Annotated in this window: 10 protein-coding genes and 1 tRNA gene; 2 read left to right on the forward strand and 9 right to left on the reverse strand. The window is 71.8% G+C overall.

From position 1 onward, the window contains the following. Nucleotides 1–91: 91 nt before the first annotated feature. From mshC to EDF55_RS03260, 3 genes are all read right to left on the reverse strand, one after another. Nucleotides 92–1,333 (reverse strand): cysteine--1-D-myo-inosityl 2-amino-2-deoxy-alpha-D-glucopyranoside ligase, encoded by a 1,242-nt coding sequence (gene mshC, locus EDF55_RS03250; protein ID WP_123653474.1) that lies wholly within the window; start codon nucleotides 1,331–1,333, stop codon nucleotides 92–94. Further along, a complete protein-coding gene (locus EDF55_RS03255) occupies nucleotides 1,330–2,157 on the reverse strand; it encodes an undecaprenyl-diphosphate phosphatase (RefSeq protein ID WP_123653475.1) in 828 nt (275 codons plus the stop codon). The genes mshC and EDF55_RS03255 overlap by 4 nt, the downstream gene beginning before the upstream one ends. Nucleotides 2,158–2,219: 62 nt before the next feature. Further along, nucleotides 2,220–3,584 (reverse strand): M20/M25/M40 family metallo-hydrolase, encoded by a 1,365-nt coding sequence (locus EDF55_RS03260; RefSeq protein ID WP_243698403.1) that lies wholly within the window; start codon nucleotides 3,582–3,584, stop codon nucleotides 2,220–2,222. A 169-nt stretch (nucleotides 3,585–3,753) separates the two neighbouring features. On the opposite strand from EDF55_RS03260, the gene EDF55_RS03265 reads away from it, so the two are divergent. Next, a tRNA-Leu gene (locus EDF55_RS03265) sits at nucleotides 3,754–3,839 on the forward strand. A 266-nt stretch (nucleotides 3,840–4,105) separates the two neighbouring features. Here the strand turns inward: EDF55_RS03265 and EDF55_RS03270 are convergent. From EDF55_RS03270 to EDF55_RS03295, 6 genes are all read right to left on the reverse strand, one after another. Next, nucleotides 4,106–5,431 carry an NAD(P)/FAD-dependent oxidoreductase gene (locus EDF55_RS03270; RefSeq protein WP_123653476.1) on the reverse strand — a complete coding sequence of 442 codons (1,326 nt, stop codon included), beginning with the start codon at nucleotides 5,429–5,431 and terminating at the stop codon, nucleotides 4,106–4,108. A 70-nt stretch (nucleotides 5,432–5,501) separates the two neighbouring features. Further along, nucleotides 5,502–5,705 (reverse strand): hypothetical protein, encoded by a 204-nt coding sequence (locus tag EDF55_RS03275; protein ID WP_123653477.1) that lies wholly within the window; start codon nucleotides 5,703–5,705, stop codon nucleotides 5,502–5,504. 10 nt (nucleotides 5,706–5,715) lie between these two features. After that, the gene (locus EDF55_RS03280) at nucleotides 5,716–7,521 is read right to left on the reverse strand and encodes a DEAD/DEAH box helicase (RefSeq protein WP_123653854.1); all 1,806 of its coding nucleotides are present in this window, start codon (nucleotides 7,519–7,521) and stop codon (nucleotides 5,716–5,718) included. Between the two features lie 164 nt (nucleotides 7,522–7,685). Continuing rightward, a complete protein-coding gene (gene dinB / locus EDF55_RS03285; protein ID WP_123653478.1) occupies nucleotides 7,686–8,936 on the reverse strand; it encodes a DNA polymerase IV in 1,251 nt (416 codons plus the stop codon). Then, a complete protein-coding gene (locus EDF55_RS03290) occupies nucleotides 8,933–11,248 on the reverse strand; it encodes an FUSC family protein (protein ID WP_123653479.1) in 2,316 nt (771 codons plus the stop codon). The genes dinB and EDF55_RS03290 overlap by 4 nt, the downstream gene beginning before the upstream one ends. Nucleotides 11,249–11,328: 80 nt before the next feature. After that, entirely contained in the window at nucleotides 11,329–12,483 is a 1,155-nt protein-coding gene (locus EDF55_RS03295) for an acyl-CoA dehydrogenase family protein (RefSeq protein WP_123653480.1), read from the reverse strand. Between the two features lie 23 nt (nucleotides 12,484–12,506). Between EDF55_RS03295 and EDF55_RS03300 the strand changes: the two genes are divergently transcribed. Continuing rightward, a complete protein-coding gene (locus EDF55_RS03300) occupies nucleotides 12,507–13,301 on the forward strand; it encodes an SGNH/GDSL hydrolase family protein (protein WP_123653481.1) in 795 nt (264 codons plus the stop codon). Nucleotides 13,302–13,317 lie beyond the last annotated feature (16 nt).

Consider the following 13,317-nt stretch of genomic DNA (forward strand, 5'->3'; position numbering starts at 1 on the left):
TGATGGCGGGGCACACCGCCGGACGCTGAGATCGCAGTTCGGGTCGCGTCCAGTGCAGGTGGGCGACACGAAGTGCGATCTCAGCGCGGCGTCAGCCGATGCGGATGCCGAGGAGGGCGTCGATCAGGTCGACGAGCTCGGGCGTGCTGCGCGTGCCGCCCGCGATCGCGGTGTCGACGGCGGCGACTGCCCCCGGCGTGTCGAGGTCGTCCGCCACGCGGGCGCGGATCCGCGTCACGACGTCGACCGCGTCGTCGGCGTGTCCTGCACCACCGGTGGCCCAGGCGTCCCACGTCTCGAGACGGCGCGTCGCGCTCGCGAGCTCGGCGTCGAACCACTCCCAGTCGTCCGAGTAGCGGTGCGAGAGCAGCGCGAGCCGGATCGCCCGCGGGTCTGCGCCGTCGTCGAGCAGGCCACGCACGGTGACCAGGTTGCCGAGCGACTTCGAGATCTTCTCGCCCTGGTACGCGATCATCCCGGTGTGCACGTACGCGTTCGCGAGCGGCTGGTGTGCCAGGGCCGCCGCGTGGCCGGCACTCATCTCGTGGTGCGGGAAGACGAGGTCGCTGCCGCCGCCCTGCACGCTGATCGGCAGGCCGAGGCGGTCCCCCGCGATGACGCTGCACTCGATGTGCCAGCCCGGGCGGCCCTCGCCGACGGGCGACTCCCAGCTGGGCTCGCCGGCGCGGACGGCACGCCACAGCAGCGGGTCGAGCGCGTCGCGCTTGCCGGCACGGTCCGGGTCGCCGCCGCGCTCCGCGGAGAGCGTGAGCATGGTGTCACGGTCGAGTCCGCTCTCGTCGCCGAGCACCCACGCCTCGGTCGGGCGCTGCACGTCGAAGTAGACGTCGTCGCCGGCGCTGTCGGGCGTCGGCACGCTGTAGGCGTAGCCGGTCTCCTGCAGGAACGCGACGGCCTCGGCGATGCGCTCGACCTCGTCCGTGACGGCGACGAAGTCGTCCGGGGGCAGGATGCGGAGCGACACCATGTCGCGGCGGAAGAGGTCGATCTGCGACGCCGCGAGCTCGCGCCAGTCGACACCGTCCCGCGTGGCGCGCTCGAGGAGCGGGTCGTCGACGTCGGTGGTGTTCTGCGCGTACTCGACGTCGAGGCCCGCGTCGCGCCAGACCCGTCCGAGCGTGTCGAACGCCAGGTACGTCGCCGCGTGGCCGAGGTGGGTGGTGTCGTACGGGGTGATGCCGCAGACGTAGAGCGCGGCGCGGTCGTCACCACGGGTCGGGTCCACGGGCTTCCCGGCGGCCGTGTCGTGCACGACCGGACGCGGGGCGTTCCCGGGGACATCGGGGACGTCTGGGGCCTCCCAGGCCCTCACGGCTGGATCACTCCGAGCGACAGCAACACGATGAGAACGATACCGAGTGCCACCCGGTAGTACACGAAGGGCATGAAGCTGCGCTTGCTGATGTAGTTCATGAACGCCGCGATCACGACGAAGCCGACGACGAACGCGACGACCGTGGCGATCACCGTGTCCACGACACCGAACGGTGCGCCGGTGTCACCGAGGGACGTCGCCGCCTCGTAGAAGCCGGAGAGGAACACCGCGGGGACGGCGAGGAGGAACGCGAAGCGGGCAGCGGCGGCGCGGGTGTAGCCGAGCGCGAGGCCCATCGACACGGTCGCCCCGGAGCGCGAGACGCCGGGCACGAGGGCCAGGACCTGCGCGAGGCCGATCAGGATGCCACCGCCGAACGTCATGTGCTCGATGCGCCGTTCCTTGCGGCCGACCCGGTCGAGCACGCCGAGCAAGATGCCGAACCCGATGAGGACGACCGCGACGATCCAGAGCGACCGGAAGGTGGTCTCGATCGTGTCCTGCAGCAGGAGCCCGACGATGCCGATGGGGATCGTGCCGAGGATCACCAGCCATCCCAGCCGCGCGTCGGGGTCGTTCCGCGGGACCTTCCCGGAGAGCGACTGGAACCACCGCCGGACGATGCGGGTGATGTCGCTCCAGAAGTAGATGAGCACCGCGGTCTCGGTGCCGAGCTGGGTCACGGCGGTGAACGCGGCGCCCGGGTCCTGCGCGTCGGGCAGGAACAGGCCGACGATGCGCAGGTGCGCGCTGGAGGAGACGGGCAGGAACTCGGTGAGTCCCTGCACGAAGCCGAGGAAGATGGCCTCGAGGATGTGCACGGGCGCGGCCTTTCGGGAGCGGGTCGGCGTCGGGAGGTCGCGTCAGGCGACCCGGCAGTATATCAGTACGAACCGAGCAGGTCGCCGAGCACACGCCGACCGAAGGCGAGCGAGTCGAGCGGCACGCGCTCGTCCACGCCGTGGAACATCGCCGGGAAGTCCACACCGGCCGGCAGCTGCAGTGGGACGAAGCCGTAGCCCGCGATGCCGAGCGTCGAGAGCGCCTTGTTGTCTGTTCCGCCGGACAGCAGGTACGGCAGCACCGGTGCGCCCGGGTCGTGCCGGCCGAGCACGTCCCGCACGGCGTCGACCAGCGGGCCGCCGAAGTCCTGTTCGAGGCCGATGTCGCGGAAGGACATCACCACCTCGACGTCGTCGCCGGCGAGCTCCCGCACCCGCTCGAGCACCGACTCCTCGTCACCCGGGAGGCAGCGGATGTCGATCAGCGCCTCGGCCGCGTCGGGGATGACGTTGTGCTTGTAGCCGGCCTGCAGCACCGTCGGGTTCGTCGTGGTGTGGAGTGCGGCGTGGATGAACCGCGACGCGGAGCCGGTGGCCAGGGCGACCTCGTCCGGGCCGGTCACCGCGGGGTCGACGCCGAGGAACCGGGCGACCTCCGACACCATTGCGTCGGTGGTGGCGGAGAGGCGGACCGGCCACTCCTCGCTCCCGATGCGGGCGACCGCCGCGGCGAGCTTCGTCACCGCGTTGTCCTTGATCACGTGGGAGCCGTGCGCGGCGGTGCCCGTCGCGACGAGCTTGATCCACATCAGGGCCTTCTCGCCCGTCTGCAGCAGGTACGCGCGTCGGTCGCCGAGCGTGATCGAGTACCCGCCGACCTCGCTGATGGCGGCGGTCGCACCGTCGAACACCTCGGGGTGGTTCGACACGACGTGGTGCGAGCCGAGGACTCCCCCGGCCTCCTCGTCCGCGAAGTACGCGATCACGAGGTCACGCTCGGGGGCGCCCTGCGCCGCGACGACGTCCCCGAGGGCGGTGAGCATCATCGCGTCCATGTTCTTCATGTCCACGGCGCCGCGGCCCCAGAGCGAGCCGTCCTTGACCACGCCGCCGAACGGGTCGACGCTCCAGTTCGCCGGGTCGGCCGGCACGACGTCGAGGTGCCCGTGCACCACCAGGGCCGGCTTGTCCCGGTCGCGGCCCGGGATGCGCGCGACGACGCTCACGCGGTCGGGCTCGGACTCGAAGAGCTGCGGGGTGAACCCGAGGTCGCGGAGCTTCGCCTCGACGTAGTGGGCGGCCTCGGTCTCACCCCGGGACTTGCCCTCGCCCCAGTTCGTGGTGTCGATCCGGATGAGGTCCCTGGCGATCGCGGCGGTGGCTTCGAGCTCGCGGCCTTCGCCACGCGCCGCGTCAGCTGCCGGGCCGGTCTCGGTGGCCGTCGTGGTGCCCTGGGGATCCGTCATGCACACCACGCTACCGGCCGCCTCCGATGCCCTCGTTCGCCGTGACTCCGCGGGACGCGCCCGGGATGCACGCCCGTGTTCAACTGCCGTTCAGAGCCGTGCTAATGTCTTCTCCGGCAGCAACGCCGGGGAAACCCGCCGGAGCGGCCGACACAAGTGAAGAACACCTGTCCGGGTGGCGGAATTGGTAGACGCGCTAGCTTGAGGTGCTAGTGCCCGTATTAGGGCGTGGGGGTTCAAGTCCCCCCTCGGACACGCAGTGTTGAGACACGCGGCGAAAGGCTCACCTTCGGGTGGGCCTTTCGTTTTTGTGCGCCCGGATTCTCCTGGCTGGTGCCGCGCGTGCGTGCGGTCGCCCGCATCTTCCGACATCACACGCGTCGAACGACTCCCGCGGTCTCGATCGATGCGCACGCAGATGCGCACGCAGACGCGCACGCAGCCGCGCACGCCCGCCACACGACGGACGGGAGGCCCGGTGCCAGCTGGCACCGGGCCTCCCGTCTGTGGAGCGCTCGCGGCTACTTCGTCGCGTCGACGAACGCGCGACGCGGGTCCGTCTCCTTGATCAGCGACGTGGCGTCACGGCCGGAGACCGCGCCGGTCACCCAACCGATGATGATCCGCGCCTTGCGGTTCAGCGTCGGCATCGCGTACACGTGGTACGCCCGGTGCGCGAGCCAGGCGAAGAGGTTCGTCATCTTGATGCCCTTGATGTTCGCGGCACCCTTGGCGACACCGTACGACGCGACGGTGCCGATCGACGGGTGGCGGTACTCCTCGAGCGGCTTGCCCGTGATCGTCGCCACGACGTTGTCCGCGGCCACGACGGCCTGGCGCACGGCGTTCTGCGCGTTCGGCGGGTAGTACGCCGGCTGCTTGTCGGCCGTGAGGTCCGGCACCTGCGCGACGTCACCGAGGCCCCAGACACCCGGGACGACCTCGTGCGAGGTCTCGTCCTCGACCTGGAGCTTCGCGTTGGCGGCGAGGTGGCCCTTCGGACCGCGGGGCAGGTCGGACGCGTCGAGGAGCGGGTTCGGCTTGACGCCGGCGGTCCAGACGAGCAGCCCGGTGGCGAACTCGTCACCGTCGGAGAGCTTCACGACGCCGCCCTCGCAGCTCGGCATGGTGGTCTTCAGGCGGACGTCGATGCCGCGGGCGCGCAGCGACTCGAGGGTCCACTTCGAGAGCTCCGGGCCGACTTCTGGTGCGACCCGGTCGAGCGCGTCGATGAGCACCCAGCGCGGCTGCTCCCCCGCGAGCGACGGGTAGGTCTTGATCGCGGCCTGCGACACGTCGAAGAGCTCGCCGATCGCCTCGACGCCGGTGTAGCCACCGCCGATGAAGATGCTGGTGAGCAGACGGCGACGCTCGTCCTCGTCACGCGTGGCAGCGGCCTTCGCGATGTTGTCGAGGAGCTTCGCGCGGACGTAGGCGGCCTCTTCGACGCTCTTGAAGCCGACGCCCACTTCCTCGAGCCCGGGGGTCGGGAAGGTCCGCGTGACGGAGCCGAGCGCGACGACGAGCTGGTCGTAGCCGAGGGTGCGGTCGTCACCGCCGGCCGTGGCGATCGACACCGTCTTGTCGGCGGCCGAGATCGCGGTCACCTTGCCCTGGATGACGCGGGTCTTGCGGAGCGCACGGCGCAGCTCGACGGTGACGTCCTTCGGGTTGATGTGGCCGCCGGCGACCTCCGGCAGGAACGGCAGGTACGTGTAGTACGTGTTCTGGTCGACGAGGGTGATGCGCATCGGCACCGTCGCGGCGTGCTTCTGCAGCTGCTTGACGGTCGTGTAGCCGGCGGAGCCGCCACCGAGGACGAGGACGTGAGGGATCGAATCTGCCATGCGTCCGGTCTACCCGATCAGGGCTTGCAACGTCATGATCGCCGCGCAGATTGCCCAGAACGTCACCAGATCAACGACGGCCGTCGCGCAACCGCCACCACGCGGTCTCGGCGAGGTCGAGACCCATGAAGACGCCGTGAGCCGTCCGGCGCGACTCGACGAGGCTGAACCGACGGAGCCGGTAGCCCCCGCCGAAGCGGTCGATGATCGCCTCGGGCGAGGAGTCCTCGGAGCGCTTGACGAGCCAAGTCCGATCGTCGACGGCGACGATCACGCCAGCACCGTCACCGACGCCCGCCGATCCGGGAGCGCAGGATGTCGATGCGCTTCTGGATCTGCTCGATGCTCGCCTGCGCCACGGCCGGGCCACCGCTGATCCGCCGGAGCTCGGCGTGGATCGACCCGTGCGGCTCGTTGGCGTGCCGCGACCAGATCGACACGAGCCGCTGGAGCTCGGAGCGCTGCTCCTTGATGGTCATGTACATCGGCCGGTCGGGCTCGGGAGCCTTGGAGGTCCCGTCCTTCACCGCACGACCCTTGGAACGCTTCGCCTGGGTGGCCTGGCGCGCCCGGAGCAGGTCGCGCACCTGGTCGGGTTCGAGGAGCCCCGGGATCCCGATGAAGTCGAGTTCTTCGAGGGAGCCGATCTCGCCGCCGGTCCCGAACTCGCCGCCGTCGTAGAGGACCCGGTCGAAGGAGGCCTGCGAGTCGAGCGCCTCGAACGGCTGCACGTCGAGCAGGCTCTCCGAGGCACGGTCTTCCTTGTTGGCCTCGGCGACCATCGCGTCCTCGGGGTTGTACATCCCGTCGTCGGCGTCCTTCGGGCGGTCGAGCGCGTGGTCCCGCTCGAGCTCGAGCGTCGCTGCGAGGGCCATCAGCCCCGGGACGCTCGGCAGGAACACGGAGGCGGTCTCCCCGCGACGCCGGGCCCGCACGAAGCGGCCGATCACCTGGGCGAAGAACAGCGGTGTGCTGGCGCTCGTGGCGTACACGCCGACGCAGAGCCGTGGGACGTCGACGCCTTCGGACACCATCCGGACCGCGACCATCCATCGCGAGGTGTCGGCGGCGAACGCCCCGATCCGGCTGGACCCGGCGGCTTCGTCGGAGAGGACGACCGTCGGCCGCTCCCCCGTGATCTGCTGCAGGATGCGGGCGTACGCGCGTGCCGTGGTGGTATCGGTCGCGATGACGAGCCCGCCGGCGTCGGGCACGCCGCGACGGACCTCGGTCAGGCGCTTGTCCGCGGCGGAGAGCACCGCCGGCATCCACTCGCCTTCTGGTGAGAGCGCGGTGCGCCAGGCCTGCGCGGTGATGTCCTTGGTGACCTGTTCGCCCAGGGACGCCGACATCTCGTCGCCCATCCGGGTCTTCCAGCGCATCTGCCCGGCGTACGCCATGAACAGCACCGGGCGGACGACGCCGTCGGCGAGGGCGCGTCCGTAGCCGTAGTTGTAGTCGGAGATCGAGGTGCGGATGCCCGCTTCGTCCGGGGCGTACTGCACGAACGGGATCGGTGCGGTGTCCGAGCGGAACGGGGTGCCGGAGAGGGACAGCCGGCGCGTGGCCCCGCTGAACGCCTCCCTGATGCCGTCGCCCCAGGTCAGGGCGTCGCCGCCGTGGTGGACCTCGTCGAGGACGACCAGGGTGCGGCCGCCCTCGGTGATCTTCTTGTGGACCTCGGGGTTCATGCCGACCTGGGCGTACGTGATCGCCACGCCCTGGTAGTGCCGGCCGAACATCCCGTCGCCGTTCTTGAACATCGGGTCGATGCGGATGTTGACGCGGTCGGCGGCGTCGGCCCACTGCCGCTTCAGGTGCTCGGTCGGTGCGACGACGACGATGCGGTCGACGGTGCCGCGGGCCAGGAGCTCGGTGGCGAGACGCAGCGCGAACGTGGTCTTGCCGGCGCCCGGGGTGGCCGCCGTGAGGAAGTCGCGCGGCTCGGTCTCGAAGTACTTCGTGAGCGCTTCGACCTGCCAGGCGCGGAGCTTGGACGCGGTCCCCCACGCGGCGCGGTCCGGGAACGCCGGCGACAGGTGCTCGGCGGCCGCGTTGCCCGCGATCTCCGCCAGTTCGGCCGGCGCCAGTTCGACCGACGACTGCGGGACCCCGGCCGACGACGAGGCGAGTTCGGCCGACGACGAGGCGAGTTCGGTGGACGACGCCGTGGCCGGATCGGGATGGACACCGCCGGCCGCGGCGGACTGCTGCTGTTCGTACTCCGCTGCGCTCACTTCAGGCGATTCTACCGTCACCCGATGTCCTGCCGGGCATGCGGCGGACGCTGCTCGGGCGTGCCGCGGACGAGCGATGCGGGTCGCAGCACGCCGGCGCCGAACCGGGCGGTGACCGCGTCGACCGTGGTCTCGGTCTCCCGCCACGGCGCGTCGTCGTCCCACAGCGCGTTGCTCGCCGCGGTGGGCACGAGGTTCTCCCCGCGGACGCCGATCAGCCGGATCCGGTTGCCCTGGCGGTGCAGTACGTCGTAGAGCTCGACGGCTTCGCGGTGGATCCGGCGGGCGACGTCGGTCGGTTCGGCGAGGGTGCGTGAGCGGGTCAGGGTGGTGAAGTCGGTGTAGCGGACCTTGAGGGCGATGGTCCGGGCCTGCACGTCGGCGCGGCGCATCCGGACGGCGACCTTCTCGGCGAGCCGCAGGAGTTCGCGGGCGACGGCGTCGCGCTCGGTGAGGTCGGTGCCGAACGTGACTTCGTGCCCGATCGACTTCTCTCCAACGGCGGTGTCGACGACCCGCGGGTCACGCCCCCAGGACAGGTCGTGCAGGCGCTGTCCGCCGGCCGGGCCGAGCGCGGACACCAGGGAGGCGAGCGGTGTCGTGGCGAGGTCGCCGACGGTGCGGATGCCCCGGCGTTCGAGGGTCTCCTGCGTCTTGCCGCCGACGCCCCACAGCGCCGACACGGGCTGCGGGTGCAGGAACGCCACGGTGTGTTCCGCGGGGACGACGAGGAGGCCGTCCGGCTTGGCACGGCTGGAGGCGAGCTTCGCGACGAACTTCGTCGAGGCGGCACCGACCGAGCAGTGCAGGCCGGTCTCCGCGAAGACCTTCTGCCGGATCGCCTGCCCGATCTCCCACGGGGTGCCGTACAACCGAACGGCGCCGGCCACGTCGAGGAACGCCTCGTCGATGCCGAGCCGTTCCACCCGCGGGGTGAACTGCTCGAACACGTGCATCACGGCGGCGGACTTCGCCTGGTACTTCTCGAAGTGCGGCTCGACGATCACCGCGTTCGGGCACCGGCGTTTCGCGACGGCCATCGGCATCGCCGAGTTGACGCCGTACTTGCGGGCTTCGTACGTGGCGGCGGTCACCACGGAGCGGTCGGAGTCGTGTCCGACGATCACCGGCAGCCCGACGAGGTCGGGGCGGTCGAGCAGTTCGACGGAGGCGAAGAACGCGTCCATGTCGACGTGCAGCACCGTCGCGGTCAGGTCTGCGACCGGTCGGTCGGAGACGAGCCGGTTGCGTCCGTCCTGCTTGCTCACGAGGAGATGGTGCCACCGACCGCCGACATCCGCGTCGCGGCGCCCGCGACGACGGGCATCCCGACCCGCTCCGCGAAGAGCGCGAGGGACTCGTCGATGCGGCCGAGCGCGTGCACCCGGGCACGCACCGCGTCTCCGGCGTCACCCGGGTCGGCGGTCGCGACGACACCCTCGAGCACGTCCGTGATCCGTGTCCACGCGGGCGAGCCGGATGCGTCGGTCCCGGGGCCGGCCACGACGCGGTCCGCCAGCCGGTCGACGGACGCGGCGAGGACCTCGGCCGCACCGCGCAGGGTGGCGGGCACGTCCACCGGGGCCGCGCCGGGCCTCCCGGCCAGCTCCCTGGCGAACGTCGCCGCCGCCTGCAGGGACGCACGCATCCGCGCGTCCGCGCGCGCCGGCCCACCCGTCGGGAACCGGACCATCGGCTTCAGGACCGCCTCCAGCTGGTAGGTGGCGGCGTCGACGGCGCGTGACCGGGCACGCAGGTCCGGTGCCGCAGCAGGCGTCGGACGGGAGGCCGGGGTCGGGTCCGCCGCGTCGGCGGGCTCCGTCTCGTCGACGTCCACCCCCACGGTCGCCAGCACGAAGGCACGCACCGCGACGAGCTGCCGCCGCACCGCCCGGCGGACGACGCTCCGCGTGGCGAGCGGGAGCACCACGATGCTGACCAGGATGGCGATCGTGGCGCCGAGCAGGTTCTCCGCGAGCCGGATCGGGATGAGCGCGTCGGTGAAGGTGCCGGAAAAGTCGTAGACCTGGCAGAGCACGACGACGAGACACGCGGCCCAGACGGCGTACACCCCACCGAACCCGTACGTGCCGACGGCGAGCAGCACGCAGACGAGCACCATCGTCACCCAGGGGTGGTCGGTTCCGAGCACGTGCACGAGCGCGATCCCGACGATCCCGCCGACGACCGTGCCGACACCGCGGTGGATGCCCTTGCGGACGCGTTCGTGCGTGGTGTTCGTGCCGGCGAGGACGATCATCACGCCGATGACGCCCCAGTAGAAGCGGCTGCCATCGAGGAGCAGTGCGAGCGGTTCGGTGATCGCCACGGCGATGGCGGCGTGCACCGCGGTCCGGAGCGACGCGGTCATGTGCAGCCGGCGCCACGGTCCCTCGGCGACCGCGTCGGCGACGACCGGGACGGCTCCGGCGGGACGGCCGCCGGCCAGGATCACCGGCGACGCGAACGGCACGCCGTCGCCGCTCCGCGGGAGCTCGTCGGCGACCTCGCGCCAGCGCAGCCCGGCGGTCCGGAGGTCGGCGAACTCGCGGGCCATCCGGTGCACGAGCACGGTGGTCCGCGATGCCGGATCGGCCGCGGAGGCGGTGATCGCGAAGCGTGCGGCGAGGGTCCGGCCGGCATCGTCGCCGGCGCTGCCGCCGTGCCGCAGGACGATCGTGACCGCGCGGAGGGCCGCGTGGCGGACGTCCTCCGGGGCACCCTGCTCGACGAGGGTCGCGGCGGCACGGCCGAGCTCGTCGATGGCGAAGTGCGTGTCGAACACCAGGCGGTGCAGCTCGTCAGCGGCGTCGGTGCCGCTCGCCGCCAGCATCCCGTCGACCGTCAGCGCGATCTCGTGGTATTGCGAACGACGTCGTGCCAGCCGCCGGAGCGCACGAGCGCGGGCACGGGAGTCATCGGCGACGGCGAGGGCGGCCGCGGAGGCCTCGAGGACGTCGGCCCCTCGTGCCAGGAACCCGCGCCGCACCCGCAGCAGCGACCGGTACGCGTCCGGCCGGAGGAACACGGTCCGGATCACGATCGTCGCTGCCAGGGACGCCGCCACGACGATCGAGAGCGGCAGGACGCTCGTCTCCGGCAACGGCAGGAGCAGCCCGCACAGGTACCCGGAGAACGCCACGATCGCGGCGTCGGAAGCCCACTTCCCCCACTGGAACGCGAGGAACTGGACGAAGAGCAGCACCACGATGAGCACGAGCTCGAGGATCCGGAACGGGTGCAGGGCGATGCTGCCCGCGAGCGCTGCCACGAAGGGCACGATGACGGCACCGGTCCGGCCCGCCACCCGCCTGGCGCTCGGGTCGACGATGACCAGGCAGGTGATGAACGCCGGCATCGCGCCGATCATCAGCCCGAGGACCGCCGGTAACCCGAACTGGAGCGCGACCGCGTACCCGACGGCCATGCCCGCGGGGACGCAGAGCAGGGTGCGGAGCGCGCCCTCGCTCTTCACGAAGCCCGGGTCGAGGACGAGGAGCCGGTCCCAGAGTCGCTGGCGCGGGCTCCGCAGGCGGGGCGGGAGGCGATGCGTCGGTGCTGGTCGGCGGTCCGTCGTCACGGGTGGGAGGCCTCCGGCTTCGGTCGCTGTTCGGACCCTCATAGTACCGCAGTTGAACTAGTTGCCGATCGGCCCGAGCGCTAGTTGCCGATCGGCCCGAGCACCTCGCTCGCGATCGTCCGCGCCGCCGAGTCCCGCGACGACGGGTGGTACTGACCGGCACGGACGTCGCGGGCCAGCCGCGCGAGCTCGTTCGACGCCCGGTACGCGCCGCCGCCGACCACCCGCATCGCCTCGTCCACGACGTGCTGCGCGGCGTCCACCGCGCGCGCCTTCGTCCCCACCAGGAGCGGGAACCAGCGCGCACCGTGGTCCTCGAGCTCGTCGACGTCCCGGGCGAGCGCGTCCACCTGCAGCGCGATCGCGTCGACGGCGCCGCGCATGTCCGCGATCGCCCGCCGGACGTCCGGGTCGTCCGCGCGCGGGGTCCCGTCCATCGCGCGGCGCTCCCGGACCTGCGCGACCGCGAGCTCCAGGGCACGCGTCGCGATGCCGACGTACACGGAGGCGACCAGCAGCTCGAACGCGGCGAAGACCCCGAACACGAGCGGGTCGGCGGTCGGCCCGACGGGCAGGGTGCGCACGATCCGGTCCGCCGGCACGTGCACGCCCTCGAGCAGGGTGGTGCGGCTCTGCGTGGCCCGCATCCCGAGGGTGTCCCAGTCGTCGAGGTGCCGGACGCCGCCGTCCGCGCGCACGGCGAACCCGTGCACCAGGCGCGGCGCCTCCCCCGTCGTGTCCTTGCCGAACACGCTGAGGACGTCCCACGCCGGTGCGAGCGAGGTGAACACCTTCGTCCCGGTGAACCGGTACCCGCCCGCACCGTCCGGCTCCGCCGTCGTCAGCGAGTCGAAGAGCACGCGGTCGTTCCCGGGTTCGCTGACCCCGAAGGCGAGCAGGCGGTCCGCCGCGGCGTGGTCCGTGACGGACTGGAGGAACGACCCACCCCGCGCGGACACGCTGCGGGCCGCCTGCACCCAGACCTGGTGCATGCCGAGCGCCAGGGCCGTCGCCGGTGCGGCTCCGGCGATCGTCCGCTGCACGGCCGCGGTGGCACGGAGCCCGAGGCCGCTGCCGCCGTCCGCGATCGGCACGCCGATGCGCAGGTACCCCGCCGCGCGGAACTCGTCGAGGTCCTCGGCGCAGAACACGTTCTCCGCGTCGTACCGGGGGGCACGCTCCGCGATCCGGGTGAGGAGGTCCTCCGGGACCGTCCACGGCTTTGCCTTCGTCATGGCACGAGACTATGTTCCGAGGGGTGTCAGATCGTCATCCCTGGTCCAGGTACGTCGCGATCGGTGACTCGTTCACCGAGGGACTCGGAGACCCCGACCCCACCGTGCCCGGCGGGTACCGCGGCTGGGCCGACCGGGTCGCCGAGGTGCTCGCGAACCAGACCGACGACTTCGCCTACGCCAACCTCGCCGTCCGCGGACGCCTGCTCCAGCAGATCATCGACGAGCAGGTGGAGGACGCACTCGCGCTCGGCCCGGACCTGATCACCGTGTCCGCCGGCGGGAACGACATCATCCGCCCGGGCTCGGACCCGGACGAGCTCGCGTCCCGGTTCGACAAGACCGTCACGGAGCTCCGCCGCGACGGCGCGACCGTCGTCATCTTCACCGGGCCGGACGTCGGGATGACGCCGGTGCTCGGGCTCGTCCGCGGCAAGGCGGCGATCTACAACGAGCACCTGCACGCCATCGCGCTGAAGCACGACGCCCTCGTCGCCGACATGTGGGCGCTCCGGGTGCTCCGCGACCCGCGCATGTGGGCGCCGGACCGGCTGCACCACTCCCCGATGGGCCACGCGACGATCGCGGCCGCGGTGCTCGACGCGCTCGGGGTCGACCACGAACTCGCCCCGTTCAACCCCGAGCCGCTCGCGGCCCGTCCCTGGCGGGAAGCCCGCGCCGAGGACCTCGGCTGGGCGCGGGAGTACCTCGTGCCGTGGGTGGTCCGGCGAATCCGGCACACCTCGTCCGGTGACGGCATCAGCCCGAAGCGCCCCGAGCTGCAGACGGTCCTCGAGCACAAGAGCGACACGCCCTAGCCCACCGTCGAGGGCG

Origin of the sequence: Curtobacterium sp. ZW137, assembly GCF_003762905.1 — a bacterium.
Lineage (GTDB): Bacteria > Actinomycetota > Actinomycetes > Actinomycetales > Microbacteriaceae > Curtobacterium.